Source organism: Flavobacterium sp. GT3P67 (assembly GCF_004349155.1).
Lineage (GTDB): Bacteria > Bacteroidota > Bacteroidia > Flavobacteriales > Flavobacteriaceae > Flavobacterium > Flavobacterium ranwuense.
Genome location: NZ_SMLF01000007.1, coordinates 42,196 through 56,979, shown reverse-complemented (window position 1 = coordinate 56,979; position 14,784 = coordinate 42,196). Strand labels below are relative to the sequence as shown.

Sequence of the window (14,784 nt, the reverse complement as noted above, 5' to 3'; positions counted from 1 at the left end):
TATATAAAAAAATATATTTAATGAAAAAATCGGGAGATTTAATAAGCATTGTTGTTCCTGTGTATAAAGTTGAGGCTTACTTGAGCCGCTGTATTGATAGTATTCTTTCTCAAACTCATAAAAATTTTGAATTAATATTGATTAATGATGGCTCCCCTGATAATTGTCCTCAAATATGTGATGCTTACGCAAGTGAACACAGCTGTATTAAAGTTATTCATAAAAAAAATGAAGGAGTCTCAATTGCTAGAAATAAAGGGATTGAAATTACTAAAGGGAAATATATTGCTTTTGTAGATAGTGATGATTACATCCATAAAGATTATTTAAGTACTTTAATGTTTATGTTGAGTAATAGCGAGGCTCAATTATCAATGTGCGCTTATAAGCGGGTTTTTGATTCAGAAATAGATGAAATTAAAGTAAATACTGATTTCGAAACAATTTCAGACTTGGTGGCAATGGACATGCTTTTAAATGATCAATCAAAATGTTCACCTTGGGGTAAATTATATGACATTGATTTATTTAAAGAGGTAAAATTTCCTGAAGGGAAACTTATGGAAGATATGTTTATTATGCCTACATTATTCAGCAAAGCTAAAATAGTAGCGATAAACTCACAAGAATTGTATTATTATAATCAAGAAGGACTAAGTATCACAAGATCAAGTTTTAATTATAAAAAACTTGATATTGTTGAAGGATCATTAAGTTGGAAGAATCATACAGAGTTAAATTACCCTACTTTATTTGAAAAAGCAAGTATGCATTATTATGCAACGGTAATAGATAATTGTATTTATTTGTCTAAGGTTAAGGATGATTATGGAATTTCGATCTATAAAAAGTATAAGAAAGAGATAAAAAGCAACTATAGTAATATTCTTAAATCAAAGTATTCATCTAAGAGAACTAAAATTAAAGTTGTATTGTTAAAATATGGCTTGTTTAGACTTTTTTTTAAATTATATTAAAATGAAATTGTTTTTAAAAAGACTCCTTTTAAAATACAAAAAGAATATTTTTCTAGATGCAAAGTCTGATGTTAACTTTAATATTCTACTAAGTAAAAAAGATTTTACTTTTCCGGTTAAAATTATTGATTCAAAATGCAATTTTGAATCAATCGGAGAAGGTTGTGTTATATCGGAGGCAAGATGTTATGGTGAAATCACATTAGGAAAGTTTGTTACAATAACGGGTCCAGGTACTGTAATTAAATCTTTAAAAGAAAGAATTTATATCGGTAGTTTTACTTCAATTGGTCAAAATGTTTGTATTGTAGATTTCAATCATTCCTTCGGAAGAATTTCAAGCAGTTTTATTCATCATTTATTGCTAAAAGAGAGTTATTTAGATGATATTCAAACTAAAGGATCGGTAATTATAGGCGAGGATGTATGGATTGGTTCAAATACAGTAATATTACCGGGTGTTACCATAGGGCGAGGTTCAATAGTTGGTGCAGGAAGTATAGTCACAAAAGACATTCCAAAATATTCAGTAGTTTTTGGTAATCCCGCCAAAATAATTTCAAAAAGATTTGACGATGATATAATAAATATATTAGAAGACTTAATGTGGTGGGAATGGGATAACGATAGGATAGTACATTGTAAAAATATATTCAATATTGATTTTAAAGATTCAAATATTGATAAATTATCGATTTTAAATTTAATAAAAGAGAAGCCTGAATTTCATGATAAAAGATAAAAAAATATTATTAATTTGTAAAGAAAGTTTTTCTTTTCCGTTGTTTTTTGTTGCAAAAAAATTACTTGCACAAGGAAACGAAGTCAGTGCTTTTTTTATCCATCCAGAAGAAAGTTTTTATAATAAATGTGCGTACAACGAAAACACATTTTACAATTTCAAAGATAATCTACCAGAAGTTAAGTTGTATGATTTGAAAGATTTTTGTACAAAGTTTAATAGTAATCCAGTTATTGATTATCAATATCTTGAATCATTAGAGAAAGAGTATACTCATTTTAAAAATTTAAATTTACAATTAACAGTTTCACAATTAACTACAAGGCATTATCATAATAGATTTTATTTTGATTATTCTAGTTTTGAACAGAATTTAAATTTTATAGAATTTGGCTACAAGAGGGTAAAAGAAGTATTAAAGGAATGCCAACCAGACCTTATAATTGATACAGAAGATGGCGAACTTTTGAGAACTATTTTATGCGAAGTAGCACACAAAAATAAAATTCCATATATCACAATTGACTATCCAAGATTTGAATTGTATAAAATACCTACTTATTGCCTAGGTGTAAAAACAGAGCAGTTTGTAAAATTGAAATATGAAGAATTTTTATTGAAAAATGACTCGGAATTAAAAGATGAATTTGAATATGTATCAAATATGAGAAATCAATCTCATATCATGTCTAAAGAGTTTCAAGGCACCAGCACTAGCCAATATAAAGCAGATCACTTAATACCTGTAATGAAAAATACTATTGGGAAGGTATTTTATTTTTGGAATGTGTTTTTTAAAAGTGGTAATTATAAAAAAATTAGTTGGAGTCGTATTATATATCCTAATCCGTTAAAATACTTTCTGTTTTATGCTAAAGTTGACATTAAACGGCAATTCCTATTTAGATCTAGAAAATTTTTCGAGAATCCTGTAAAAGACGAGCAGTATGTTTACATGCCTTTGCATTTAATACCTGAGTCAACTACATTTGTCAAAGCTCCTTTTTATTTTAATGAATTATTCATTATTGAGCAGATTTCTAAATCATTACCTATTGGTTGGAAACTATATGTTAAAGAACATCAGTCGATGTTGGGTGAAAGAAGTTTTCAGTTTTATCAAAAAGTTAAACAATTTCCTAATGTTCGCTTGGTGAAATTTAATTATTATCAAGATCCTAAACCTTGGATAGAAAATGCTAAAGGTGTTATTACCATCACAGGAACTGGAGCATATGAAGCCGCAATGCTTGGTAAAAAAGCATTAATTTTTGGTGATGTTCCTTTTAATTTAATTGAAGGAATTATACGTATTCATTCATTTGAACAACTTCCAGAGCTTATCGCTTCTTTTGGTAATATAGATAATGTAAAATCTTGTGCCGCTTATTTAGCAACTATTAAGGCAATAGGTAAAGAAATTAATTTAAAGTATTTGGTATCTGAAGGGGAAGCAATATTAAGAAAGCAAAAAAAATATTCAGATGAATATGATGAACAAATTGATAATTTAACAAACTTTTTTGAAAGTGCATTTAATGAATATTCTAAAAGAGTAATTAAATAAATTTGTTAGTTGAAATTTTGTAATTAGATCTAACAAAATCGTTAAACTTGTTAATTATTTTATATAAAAATGGAACAAAAAAAAATAGAAAATTTAAATAAAACTGCATTTAAGTCAGGGTCAAGCTATATGCTTTCTAACATATTGATTAGTGCAAGTTCCATAATTACGGCACCACTTTTTACAAGATTATTGACAACTGCAGATTACGGAATTGCAAGTAATTTTGCTGCGTGGTTGAATATAGGATTAGTAATAATAGGGTTGGGTTTGCCTTATAGTATTGGTAACGCAAAAACAGATTTTCCAGAACAACTTAATAAATATCTTGCATCAATACAAACATTAGGAAGCATAGTGGCTGTAATTGTTTTGATGATTGTTTTTATATTTAAATCCCAAGTATCTTCATTAATGGGCTTAGATCAAGATTTAGTGTTAGTTATTTTTTGTTATTTATTGTTTTTTCCATCAGTTACATATGCACAAGAAATGTACAAATTTATTCTGAAATATAAGCAGAATATTTACATATCTATTTTTGGTACTCTAGGAGCAATTCTATCTTGTTTAATATTAATATTATATGTTTTTAATGAACAAAGATTTTATGGCAGAGTTTTAGGGCTTATAGTTCCAATGTTTATTATGGGTGTGTTTTTTTACATTAAAATAATTCGAAATGGATGGAGTTCTGACATAAGAAAATATTGGAAATACGCATTAAAAATATCACTACCGATGATACCGCATGCATTGGCTATGGTTGTTTTAACTCAGATAGATAGAATAATGATTATTAAATTATGTGGTAATTCAGACGCTGGCTTATATAGTTTTGGTTATTCTTATGCAATATTACTTACCATATTTTCGAATGCTGTTTTACAGGCATATCAACCATGGTTATATATAAATTATAAGAATAATACTTTAGAGCCGATAAGAAAGACAAATAATCTTATTGCTTTAGGTATGTGTTTATTAACTATCATCATCATTACAATTGCTCCAGAGGTTATGATGATATTAGGAGCTAAAAACTTTTGGGAGGCCAAATGGGTTGTGATGCCAATAGCAATAGGTACTCTATATCAATATATGTATAACACCTACACTGGGCTTGAATTATATCACAAAAAAACTATCATTATTGCAATAGGTACAATCTTTGCTGCTATATTAAACTATTTTCTCAATAGTATGTTCATTCCTATTTTTGGATATATTGCGGCTGCATATGCTACTTTTTTTAGTTATTTTGCTCTTGCTTTGTTTCATTTATTTGCACACAAAAAAGTTACTAAGAAAAAAGTTTATGATGATAAATTTATATGGCTAATTGCTATTGTGACAACCTTAATTTGTTTTTTAATTATTAAGCTTTATGATTTTATTTTAATAAGATATCTTGTCTTAATTCTTTTTATAATGGGTGTGGGGTATTTGCAAAGGAAAAATGTCAAAATTGTTTATGATTTATTAATTAAGAATTTTATTAAAAAACAGGAATTAGTTTTATGAAAATAATTGCATATTATTTACCACAATATCATCCAATAAAAGAAAATGATAATTGGTGGGGAGAAGGTTTTACAGAATGGACCAATGTTGGGAAAGCCAAAAAATATTTTAAAAATCATGACCAGCCTAAAGTACCAAAAGACTTAGGATATTATGATTTAAGAATTTCTTCAATCAGAGCAAAACAAGCAGAATTAGCAAAGGAGGCTGGAGTTGATGCTTTTTGTTATTGGCATTATTGGTTTGGTAATGGTAAAAGGTTATTGGAAATGCCTTTCAATGAAGTCCTTAATTCAGGTGAGCCCAATTTTCCTTTTTGCTTGGGATGGGCAAATGAATCTTGGAAATCAAAAGTTTGGGATTATAATAGTTCAAAACGAGATATAACATTAATTGAACAATTATATCCGGGTAAAGAAGATTATATAAATCATTTTTATGCTTTACTAGATGCTTTCAAGGATAAACGCTATTTGCGAAAAGAAGGAAAGCCAATTTTTGTGTTGTATAAGCCATTGTTATTCGGGGATGTAAGTGAGTTTATGTCTATTTGGAATGAATTGTCTATAAAAGAGGGGGTTTCAGAAGGTATTTATTTTATAGGCCATTCTGATAAGGAAAAAGATGTTGAGTTAATATTAGATAAAGGGTTTAATGCTGTAAATATTGTTCGTAATGGGGAGTATGCGCATAATCCTAAATTAATTAAGAAAATCATCTGGCCAACAATTCTTTATAAATTCTTTAAAAGACCATTAAAGATTAGTTATTCTTTGATGATAAAATATTTCGTTCAAGATTTAGAAAAGCGAGAAAATATCTATCCTTCTATTATTCCAAATTGGGATCATACGCCAAGAAGTGGTAGGAAAGGATCTGTATTTTATAATTCCACACCGGAGTTATTTGCCAAGCATGTTAAAGATGTTTTTCAAGTTGTAAAAGATAAAGAAGAAGAAAGTCAAATTATATTTTTAAAGTCTTGGAATGAATGGGGAGAAGGGAATTATATGGAACCAGATCTTAAATTTGGTAAACGATATATTAAAGTTTTAGGTGATTTAAAAAATAATAAATAATTTATTATAGTTTAACTTAATCATATCAGTATATAATGCCAAAAGTATTACAAATTTGCGTAGAGGGAAACACCGGTTCTACAGGAACAATTGCTGAATCGATTGGCAAGATTGCTTTGAATTCAGGTTGGGAAAGTTATATAGCTTTTGGCCGTTTTCCAAGAGAAAGTAATTCAAAATTGATTAAAATTGGAAATTATTGGGATATATTTTTACATGGAATTGAAACAAGGATATTTGACAGACATGGTCTAGGGTCACGAGGTGCTACAAAAAAATTAATTAAAGAAATTATTCAAATTGCGCCGGATGTAATTCACTTACATCATTTACATGGCTATTATATTAACATAGAAATTTTATTTAAATTTTTATCAGAAAATAATATCCCAGTTGTATGGACATTTCATGATTGTTGGTCAATTACGGGGCATTGTACTTATTTCGATTATATTGGTTGTGACAAATGGAAAACAGAGTGTAATAATTGCCCTCAAATGAAAGAATATCCGGCCAGTATTTTTATAGACAGATCAAAAAAAAATTTTTATTTAAAGAAATCTTTATTTAATTCTGTCGATAATTTAACGGTTGTTTCGGTATCAAATTGGTTGAATGATATTGTCGGAAAGTCTTTCATGAGAAAATTATCAAGAAAAGTTATATATAATGGAGTTGATGTTGAATTATTTAAACCAAGTAGTTCAAACAACATAAAAGAAAAATTTTCTATTGAAAGTAAATTTTTAATTTTTGGTTTAGCTACCACGTGGAGTAAGCGCAAGGGATTAGATGATTTTATTAAACTAAGTAAAAATATTGATGAAAATGCAATAATTATTTTAGTTGGTCTTAATACAGCACAAATTAAAACTCTTCCTAAAAACATTATTGGACTCCAAAGAACAGAAAACGTACAAGAATTAGTTGATCTATATGTTGCTAGCGATGTTTTTTTGAATCTTTCTGTAGAAGAGACATTTGGACTAACAACTGCTGAAGCATTATCGTGTGGTACTCCTGCTATAGTTTATGATGCAACAGCATCGCCTGAGCTTATTGATAATCACACAGGTATAATTGTTGAAAAAAATAATATACAAAGTTTATTAGTAGCAATTGAAGAGATTAAAAAAAATGGAAAATCATTTTATACGGAGCACTGTAGAACTAGAGCTGTAAAATATTTTGATAAAAATATAAGATTTAAGGAATATTTTGATTTATATAATGAGAAGTTAAATACTATTTAAGAATGTCAAATAATAATACATTGAATACAGAATTGAAATATCAGATTTGCACTAAAACAATTATGGATACTTCAGATCCAAATATTGTGTTTAATGAAAAAGGGGAGAGTGATTACTATACCAACTATATTGATGCTATTTTACCTAATTGGCATACTGACGAAAAAGGCTATGCTGAATTGATGCGTACTGCTGAAAAAATTAAAGTCGATGGTAAAAATAGAGATTTTGACTGCATTATTGGTTTAAGTGGGGGGTTAGACAGTTCTTATGTCGCCTATGTAGCGAAAGAAGTAATGGGCTTGAGACCTTTGTTATTTCATGTAGATGCAGGGTGGAATACCGATAGAGCTGTTGGGAATATTGAAAAATTATGTAATGGCTTAGGTTTGGATCTGTACACCGAAGTAATTAATTGGGAAGAGATGAAAGACTTGCAGGTAGCTGTTCTTAAATCTCAAATTGCTGATCAAGATTTACCACAGGATTATGCTTTCTTTTCCGCATTATACAAATTTGCCAGAAAAAATAAAATTAAGTATGTGCTTACGGGTGGTAACTTCTCAACAGAATGTTGTCGTGAACCTGAAGAATGGGGTGCATTTCCAGGAATCGATTCTATATTGGTCAATGATATTCATTCTCGATTTGGCAAGCGACCTCTTAAAACATTTCCTATAGTAGATATATTGACTTACAAGATTTATTATAGATACGTCATAGGTATGGAGGTTTTTAAACCTTTAAACTTTGTTCCTTATATTAAGAAAGACGTTGAACAGTTTTTGTTTGATCGTTTTGGATGGGAATCTTTTCAACATAAACATCACGAGTCTCGTTTTACCCGATTTTATGAAGATTTCTGGATGCCAAGAAAGTTTGGATATGAGAAAAGGAGAGCACATTTTTCTAGTTTGATTTTGACTGGTCAAATGACTAGAGAGGAAGCTTTAGTGCGAATTGCTAAGCCAGAACTTTCAGAAGAATTTTTGCAAAAAGAGTTTGATTACTTAGCCGATAAATTAGATTTAAGTCGACAAGAATTACAAGCTATTTTTGATGGGGAGAATAAAACATTTCGTGATTATAAGTCTAAAATAAAACTGATTGGGCTGGGAGCTAAAGTAATGACTAAATTGGGACTTGAAAAAAGATTGTTTAGATGATAACATTGATCGATTACGGAGTAGGTAATATTTTTGCTTTTCAAAATGTATATAAACGTCTTGATATTCCAACTAAAATTGCCAAAACAGCTGCGGACCTAGAAGATGCGGAGAAGTTGATTCTACCAGGAGTGGGTGCTTTTGATTATGCAATGGCACAACTAAACTGTTCAGGGATGCGTGAAAAGTTGGATGAGTTAGTGTTGGATAAAAAAATACCAATTATAGGTATTTGCGTGGGTATGCAGATGATGGGCAATAGAAGTGATGAAGGTACCTCAGAAGGTTTAAAATGGATCGATGCAGATATTTTAAAGTTTGATGAAAGGTTGATTCAACAGCGAACTAAGTTGCCTCACATGGGTTGGAATGATGTCAAGCCAGTTATGAGTCATCCTTTATTTGTAGGATTAGAAGAAGATGCAATTTTTTATTTTTTGCATTCCTATTATTTCAAATGTAATAAGCGGGAAGATAGTATTGCGATTTCTGATTATGGAATTCCATTTTCTTCAGCAGTGAATTCCGACAATGTATATGGAATTCAATTTCATCCAGAAAAGAGCCATCAATATGGTGAAAAACTATTACACAATTTTGCTCAACTATAAGTATGCTAAGACCTAGAATTATTCCAAGTTTATTACTACATGAAAGGGGATTAGTGAAGACAGTTAACTTCAAATCGCCTAAATATGTAGGTGACCCAATTAATGCAGTTCGAATTTTCAATGAAAAAGAAGTAGATGAATTGGCTTTTTTTGATATTGATGCTACCGTTTTAAATCAAGAACCAGATTATGTGTTAATAGAAAAATTAGCAAATCAGTCTCGTATGCCATTGTGTTATGGTGGTGGAGTGAAGACGGTTGAGCAGGCTCAAAAAATATTTGGTTTGGGAATTGAGAAAATAGCCTTAAGTAGTGCGGTCATTCAAAACCCTCAATTGATAACTCAAATAGCTAATCGAGTAGGTTCTCAAAGTGTTATTGTGGTTCTTGATGTCAAAAAAAAACTATTTGGTGGATACGAAGTATATACTCATAACGGTAAAAAAGCAACAGGAATTAATCCAGTTAAATTTGCACAAGAATTAGAAAAATTAGGAACAGGAGAAATTATCATCAATTCAATAGACCAAGATGGTGTAATGAAAGGATATGACATGAATTTAATTGATAAAATTACTGAAGTGATTTCTATTCCTTTGACAGTTTTGGGCGGAGCGGGTTCTCTAAGTGACATTGAAAAAGTAATTGATAAACATGGAGTGATTGGTGTGGCTGCAGGAAGTCTTTTTGTTTTTAAAGGCCCCTATAAAGCAGTATTGATCAATTATCCAAATCAAACTGAAAAAAATACGATTTTTAAAATCAATCTATAATGAAGATAGAAAATAAAACATTACTCATCACTGGTGGTACTGGTTCTTTTGGAAATGCCGTATTGAATCGTTTTTTAACGACTGATCATTTTAGTGAAATTCGTATTTTTTCTCGTGATGAGAAAAAGCAAGACGATATGCGTAACCAATTAAAAAATGATAAGCTTAAATTTTACATAGGAGATGTAAGGGATTATAATAGTGTAGAGAGAGCAATGCGTGGTGTAGATTATGTATTTCATGCTGCTGCTTTAAAGCAAGTACCTTCATGTGAATTTTTTCCATTGGAAGCCACCAAAACCAATGTGTTTGGAACCCAGAATGTGATTGACGCTGCAGGAGTCAATAAAATAAAAAAAGTAATTTGTTTAAGTACAGATAAAGCAGCTTATCCAATTAATGCTATGGGAATTTCTAAGGCTTTAATGGAAAAAGTTGCAGTTGCCGCATCAAGAAATCTCAGTGACACAACAGTTTGTCTTACGCGCTACGGTAATGTTATGGCTTCCAGAGGTTCTGTTATTCCTTTGTTTTTAAAACAAATCAAAGAGAATACCCCAATTACTATAACAGATCCTAATATGACCCGTTTTTTAATGTCATTGGAAGAAGCGGTAGAATTGGTCTTATTTGCTTTTGAGAATGGTAATCCCGGGGATTTGTTTGTGAATAAAGCTCCAGCAGGAACTATTGGAGATTTGGCGCAAGCTTTGAAAGAACTATGCAAAGCAAATAATGAAATTAAGATTATAGGAACACGTCACGGAGAGAAATTATATGAAACTTTGTGTACCCGCGAAGAAATGGTAAAAGCTGAGGATATGGGTGATTTTTATCGTATTCCAGCGGATAATCGTGATTTGAATTATGCACAATATTTCTCGGAAGGTGAACAAGATATTTCGGTTATTGAAGATTATCATTCCCATAATACAGAACAACAAGATGTAGAAGGGATGAAACGTTTGTTGTCACAATTACCATTGATACGGAAAGAAGTGTTTGGAGAAGATGTAGCACAAATGCCAGGATAAAAATTTGTTAGCATTGCTAGTTTTGAGTGTTAAGTATTTAGGAGGCAAATTTTGCATAGCAGAAATTGGCACTAATTATAAATCAGAAATAATATGGTTCCGAGGATAATAAATGGAGGAAGTCATTCTGATGATAGAGGTACAATTCGGTTTAATAATTCTTTTGATGCAACAGGAATAAAAAGGATTTATTTCATAGAAAATAGAGATACTAGATTTGTTCGTGGATGGCAAGGTCACCGCATTGAACAAAGGTGGTTTTCGGTTTTGCATGGCAGTTTCAAGATTGAATTGATTGCTATTGATGATTGGGAGTGTCCTTCTAGAGATTTAAAGTCCTTATCCTTTATTGTTAATGCTAAAACACTTGATGTTCTTAATGTCCCACAAGGTTATGTAAGCAGTATTCAAGCACTCGAAGAAGAATCTAAATTATTGGTGATGGCAGATTATTTGTTAGGAGCGATTCAAGATGAATATCGATATGATATTAATTATTTTAAAATATAAAATAATGTTAAAAATAGGAATTACCGGCCAAGCTGGTTTTGTTGGCACACATTTATATAATACACTCGGCTTATTACATAGCGAATTTACTAGAATTGATTTTCAAAAAGAATATTTTGAAGATGAAAATAGATTAAATGATTTTGTCGCCCAATGTGATGTAATTGTACATTTGGCTGCGATGAATCGTCATAATGATCCTCAGGTTATTTATGATACCAATTTAGGATTGGTGCAAAAATTGGTTAATTCTCTTAAGACAACAAATAGTAAAGCTCATGTTCTTTTTTCTTCATCAACTCAGGAAGGAAAGGATAATCTGTATGGGAAATCTAAGAAAGAGGGAAGAGAATTAATGATAGATTGGGCAAACAATTCTGAAGGAGAATTCACAGGAATGATTATCCCGAATGTTTTTGGTCCCTTTGGACATCCCAATTACAATTCAGTAATAGCTACTTTTTGTCATAAATTATCACATAACGAAACACCTACTATTGATGTGGATGGTGATTTAAAATTGATTTATGTCGGAGAATTAGTTGATGCCTTTCTTTCCGAAATCAGAAGTAAGAAGGGGGAATCTGAAATAGTAGTACAACATACTTCCGAATCTAAAGTTTCTCAGATTTTGAGTTTGTTGGAAAAATATAAATCAGAATATCAGGATAAGGGCAGTATTCCGGGTATTGATAGCACGTTTGAATTGAATCTATTCAACACGTTTCGTTGCTATATGGATATCAAAAATCATTTTCCGGTAAAATTTGTTGAACATACAGACCCTCGAGGTACATTTGTAGAAATAATACGTCTTGGAGTTGGCGGGCAAGTTTCCTTTTCAACAACTGTTCCTGATATAACACGCGGAAACCATTATCATACTCGTAAAATTGAAAGATTTGCCGTGATTAAAGGGAAAGCGTTAATTCAATTGCGTCGTATAGGTACTGATGAAGTATTGGATTTTTATTTGGATGGCAATGAGCCTGCCTATGTTGATATGCCCATTTGGTACACCCATAATATCAAGAATATTGGAGATGAAGTACTCTATACTAATTTTTGGATTAATGAATTTTATGATCCGAATGATCCCGATACTTATTTTGAAAATGTTTAATTAAAAATAATAATTTCTATACAATGAAATCTAGATTAAAAGTAATGACTGTGGTTGGTACTCGACCGGAAATTATAAGATTATCCAGAGTAATGTCTGCCTTAGACAGTTCTGATGCTATTGAGCATATTATCGTTCACACAGGACAAAATTACGATTATGAATTAAATCAGATTTTTTTTGATGATTTAGGGATTCGTAAACCAGATTTTTTTCTGAATGCAGCTGGGGCAACAGCGACTGAGACAGTTGGCCAGATTTTAATTAAAATTGATCCTTTATTAGAAAGCGAAAAGCCAGATGCATTTTTGGTATTAGGTGACACCAATAGTTGTTTGTGTGCTATACCGGCTAAAAAACGGCATATTCCTATTTTTCACATGGAAGCAGGAAACAGATGTTTTGACCAACGTGTTCCCGAAGAAACTAATAGAAAAATTGTAGATCATGTTTCTGATATCAATTTGACTTACAGTGATATTGCAAGAGAATATTTGTTGCGTGAAGGATTGCCTGCAGACCGAATAATCAAAACAGGTTCACCTATGTTTGAGGTTTTGCATCATTATCTTCCGTCAATTGAATCCTCTGATGTTTTGGAGCGTCTACAGTTGGAAGAAGGGAAGTTTTTTGTAGTTTCTGCCCATAGAGAAGAGAATATCAACAGCGAGAAAAACTTTCAAGGGTTGATGGATAGCTTAAATTTAATTGCTGCAAAATATGATTATCCGATTATTGTAAGTACGCATCCGCGAACGCAAAACATGATTGATAAAAAGAGAATAGTAATGCATGAAAATATTCAGTTTTTAAAACCACTTGGCTTTAATGACTATAATGCATTACAAATGAAATCCTATGCTGTCCTTTCTGACTCGGGAACTATTTCTGAAGAGTCATCGACCTTAAATTTTCCGGCTTTAAATATTCGTGATGCACATGAGCGTCCAGAAGCCATGGAAGAAGCATCGGTTATGATGGTAGGATTGAATCCTGAGCGTATCATGCAGGGGTTGGTTCAATTACAAACACAAAAAAGAGGAGTAGAACGCAATTTCAGGGCTGTTGAAGATTATTCGATGCCAAATGTTTCCGAAAAAATGGTACGGATTATTTTGAGTTATACGGATTATGTGAAACGGGTAGTTTGGAGTGAATCCAATTAATCTAAAATTATGAATGTTCTTTTTTTGACTCTGGTTAAAATTACTACTCTCGATGAGCGGGGCATATATACAGATTTATTGCGTAAATTCAGAGAGAAAGGACATGTCGTTTTTGTTGTAAGTCCCTCAGAACGAAGAGATAATAAAAAGACTCGTCTTTCAAAGAAAGAAGGGGTAAGTATATTGAGTGTCCGAACTTTGAATTTACAAAAAACGAATGTCTTAGAAAAAGGTATTGGGACTTTAGCCATTGAATATCAATATTTAAATGCAATTAAGCAGCATTTTGAGGGTGTGAAATTTGATTTGATTTTGTATTCAACGCCACCAATTACTTTTTCTAAAGTGATTGATTTTGTTAAAAAAAGAGATAATGCCTATTCTTATTTGTTATTAAAAGATATTTTCCCACAGAATGCGGTTGATATGAAAATGATAAAAAAGAATAGTTTTTTGCATCGAATGTTTATCAAAAAGGAAAAAAAATTATATCAGTTATCAGACACTATAGGATGTATGTCCCAGGCTAATGTTGATTTTATTTTGAATCATAATTCAGAGTTATGTCAGTTAAAAGTAGAAATAAATCCCAATTCGATAGAGCCTTTAGAAATCAATTACTCAGATGATAAAAAGATTGAAATAAGAAAAAAATATCAAATTCCCCTTGATAAAAAAATATTGGTTTACGGTGGGAATTTGGGAAAACCTCAAGGAATTTATTTTTTATTGAAAACTATCGAGGAATGTACAAATGAGAAAGCTTTTTTCCTAATTATTGGAGACGGAACGGAATTCAATAAAATACAAAATTGGTTTAAGGGCTATAGTCCCACTAATGCAAAGTTAGTACAAAGCTTACCAAAAGAAGATTTTGATGTCTTATTGGCAGCTTGTGATATTGGATTAATTTTTTTACACCCCGATTTTTTAATTCCTAATTTCCCTTCGCGATTGTTATCGTATTTGGAAATGAAAAAACCCATTATTGCAGCAACCGATACTAATACTGACATTGGGAATGTGATTGAAAACGCAAATTGCGGATATAAAGTAATTGCCGGAGATATCGAAAAGATGAATAATGTTATCCATCAACTGATTGAAAAAGATAATTTGGATGGGTTAGGCATGAATGCCTGGGATTTATTACAAAGAAATTATTTAGTGGCTAATTCATACCAATTAATTGTAGATAAAGTTGACCAACATTTAAATTCAACTATTAATCTAGCTTAAAAAAAAACAGATATTAAAAG

Annotated in this window: 14 protein-coding genes; all 14 read left to right on the top strand. The window is 30.9% G+C overall.

Going from position 1 to position 14,784, the window contains the following annotated elements:
* The first annotated feature begins 20 nt into the window (after positions 1-20).
* Positions 21-977, top strand: coding sequence for a glycosyltransferase family 2 protein (locus E0H99_RS11895; RefSeq protein WP_131995720.1), 957 nt, complete (start codon positions 21-23; stop codon positions 975-977).
* A 1-nt stretch (position 978) separates the two neighbouring features.
* The gene (locus E0H99_RS17605; protein WP_131995717.1) at positions 979-1,719 is read left to right on the top strand and encodes a CatB-related O-acetyltransferase; all 741 of its coding nucleotides are present in this window, start codon (positions 979-981) and stop codon (positions 1,717-1,719) included.
* Positions 1,706-3,286, top strand: coding sequence for a hypothetical protein (locus tag E0H99_RS11885; protein WP_131995714.1), 1,581 nt, complete (start codon positions 1,706-1,708; stop codon positions 3,284-3,286). Before E0H99_RS17605 ends, E0H99_RS11885 begins: the two co-directional genes overlap by 14 nt.
* 69 nt (positions 3,287-3,355) lie before the next feature.
* Positions 3,356-4,810, top strand: coding sequence for a lipopolysaccharide biosynthesis protein (locus E0H99_RS11880; protein ID WP_131995711.1), 1,455 nt, complete (start codon positions 3,356-3,358; stop codon positions 4,808-4,810).
* Positions 4,807-5,889, top strand: a complete 1,083-nt coding sequence (locus E0H99_RS11875) for a glycoside hydrolase family 99-like domain-containing protein (protein WP_131995708.1) — start codon at positions 4,807-4,809, stop codon at positions 5,887-5,889. Before E0H99_RS11880 ends, E0H99_RS11875 begins: the two co-directional genes overlap by 4 nt.
* A 35-nt stretch (positions 5,890-5,924) precedes the next feature.
* On the top strand, positions 5,925-7,142 hold the full coding sequence (locus E0H99_RS11870) for a glycosyltransferase (protein ID WP_131995705.1): 1,218 nt from the start codon (positions 5,925-5,927) through the stop codon (positions 7,140-7,142).
* A 2-nt stretch (positions 7,143-7,144) separates the two neighbouring features.
* Entirely contained in the window at positions 7,145-8,308 is a 1,164-nt protein-coding gene (locus E0H99_RS11865; RefSeq protein WP_131995702.1) for an N-acetyl sugar amidotransferase, read from the top strand.
* Complete coding sequence (gene hisH / locus E0H99_RS11860) at positions 8,305-8,919, top strand: imidazole glycerol phosphate synthase subunit HisH (protein WP_131995699.1); 615 nt, start codon at positions 8,305-8,307, stop codon at positions 8,917-8,919. Before E0H99_RS11865 ends, hisH begins: the two co-directional genes overlap by 4 nt.
* A 2-nt stretch (positions 8,920-8,921) precedes the next feature.
* Positions 8,922-9,692 (top strand): AglZ/HisF2 family acetamidino modification protein, encoded by a 771-nt coding sequence (locus E0H99_RS11855; RefSeq protein WP_131995696.1) that lies wholly within the window; start codon positions 8,922-8,924, stop codon positions 9,690-9,692.
* Positions 9,692-10,726 (top strand): polysaccharide biosynthesis protein, encoded by a 1,035-nt coding sequence (locus E0H99_RS11850; RefSeq protein WP_131995693.1) that lies wholly within the window; start codon positions 9,692-9,694, stop codon positions 10,724-10,726. The genes E0H99_RS11855 and E0H99_RS11850 overlap by 1 nt, the downstream gene beginning before the upstream one ends.
* Before the next feature lie 93 nt (positions 10,727-10,819).
* Positions 10,820-11,236 (top strand): WxcM-like domain-containing protein, encoded by a 417-nt coding sequence (locus E0H99_RS11845; protein WP_131995690.1) that lies wholly within the window; start codon positions 10,820-10,822, stop codon positions 11,234-11,236.
* 4 nt (positions 11,237-11,240) lie between these two features.
* Positions 11,241-12,359: an NAD-dependent epimerase/dehydratase family protein gene (locus E0H99_RS11840; protein WP_131995687.1), complete on the top strand. Its 1,119-nt coding sequence runs from the start codon at positions 11,241-11,243 to the stop codon at positions 12,357-12,359.
* A 23-nt stretch (positions 12,360-12,382) separates the two neighbouring features.
* Complete coding sequence (gene wecB / locus E0H99_RS11835; RefSeq protein ID WP_131995684.1) at positions 12,383-13,525, top strand: non-hydrolyzing UDP-N-acetylglucosamine 2-epimerase; 1,143 nt, start codon at positions 12,383-12,385, stop codon at positions 13,523-13,525.
* Positions 13,526-13,534: 9 nt separating this feature from the next.
* Positions 13,535-14,764, top strand: coding sequence for a glycosyltransferase family 4 protein (locus E0H99_RS11830; protein WP_131995681.1), 1,230 nt, complete (start codon positions 13,535-13,537; stop codon positions 14,762-14,764).
* Positions 14,765-14,784 lie beyond the last annotated feature (20 nt).

Bases quoted from the DNA above. Each gene is read 5' to 3' on its own strand.
- E0H99_RS11895 (WP_131995720.1), top strand. From the start codon at position 21: ATGAAAAAATCGGGAGATTTAATAAGCATTGTTGTTCCTGTGTATAAA.
- E0H99_RS17605 (WP_131995717.1), top strand. From the start codon at position 979: ATGAAATTGTTTTTAAAAAGACTCCTTTTAAAATACAAAAAGAATATT.
- E0H99_RS11885 (WP_131995714.1), top strand. From the start codon at position 1,706: ATGATAAAAGATAAAAAAATATTATTAATTTGTAAAGAAAGTTTTTCT.
- E0H99_RS11880 (WP_131995711.1), top strand. From the start codon at position 3,356: ATGGAACAAAAAAAAATAGAAAATTTAAATAAAACTGCATTTAAGTCA.
- E0H99_RS11875 (WP_131995708.1), top strand. From the start codon at position 4,807: ATGAAAATAATTGCATATTATTTACCACAATATCATCCAATAAAAGAA.
- E0H99_RS11870 (WP_131995705.1), top strand. From the start codon at position 5,925: ATGCCAAAAGTATTACAAATTTGCGTAGAGGGAAACACCGGTTCTACA.
- E0H99_RS11865 (WP_131995702.1), top strand. From the start codon at position 7,145: ATGTCAAATAATAATACATTGAATACAGAATTGAAATATCAGATTTGC.
- hisH (WP_131995699.1), top strand. From the start codon at position 8,305: ATGATAACATTGATCGATTACGGAGTAGGTAATATTTTTGCTTTTCAA.
- E0H99_RS11855 (WP_131995696.1), top strand. From the start codon at position 8,922: ATGCTAAGACCTAGAATTATTCCAAGTTTATTACTACATGAAAGGGGA.
- E0H99_RS11850 (WP_131995693.1), top strand. From the start codon at position 9,692: ATGAAGATAGAAAATAAAACATTACTCATCACTGGTGGTACTGGTTCT.
- E0H99_RS11845 (WP_131995690.1), top strand. From the start codon at position 10,820: ATGGTTCCGAGGATAATAAATGGAGGAAGTCATTCTGATGATAGAGGT.
- E0H99_RS11840 (WP_131995687.1), top strand. From the start codon at position 11,241: ATGTTAAAAATAGGAATTACCGGCCAAGCTGGTTTTGTTGGCACACAT.
- wecB (WP_131995684.1), top strand. From the start codon at position 12,383: ATGAAATCTAGATTAAAAGTAATGACTGTGGTTGGTACTCGACCGGAA.
- E0H99_RS11830 (WP_131995681.1), top strand. From the start codon at position 13,535: ATGAATGTTCTTTTTTTGACTCTGGTTAAAATTACTACTCTCGATGAG.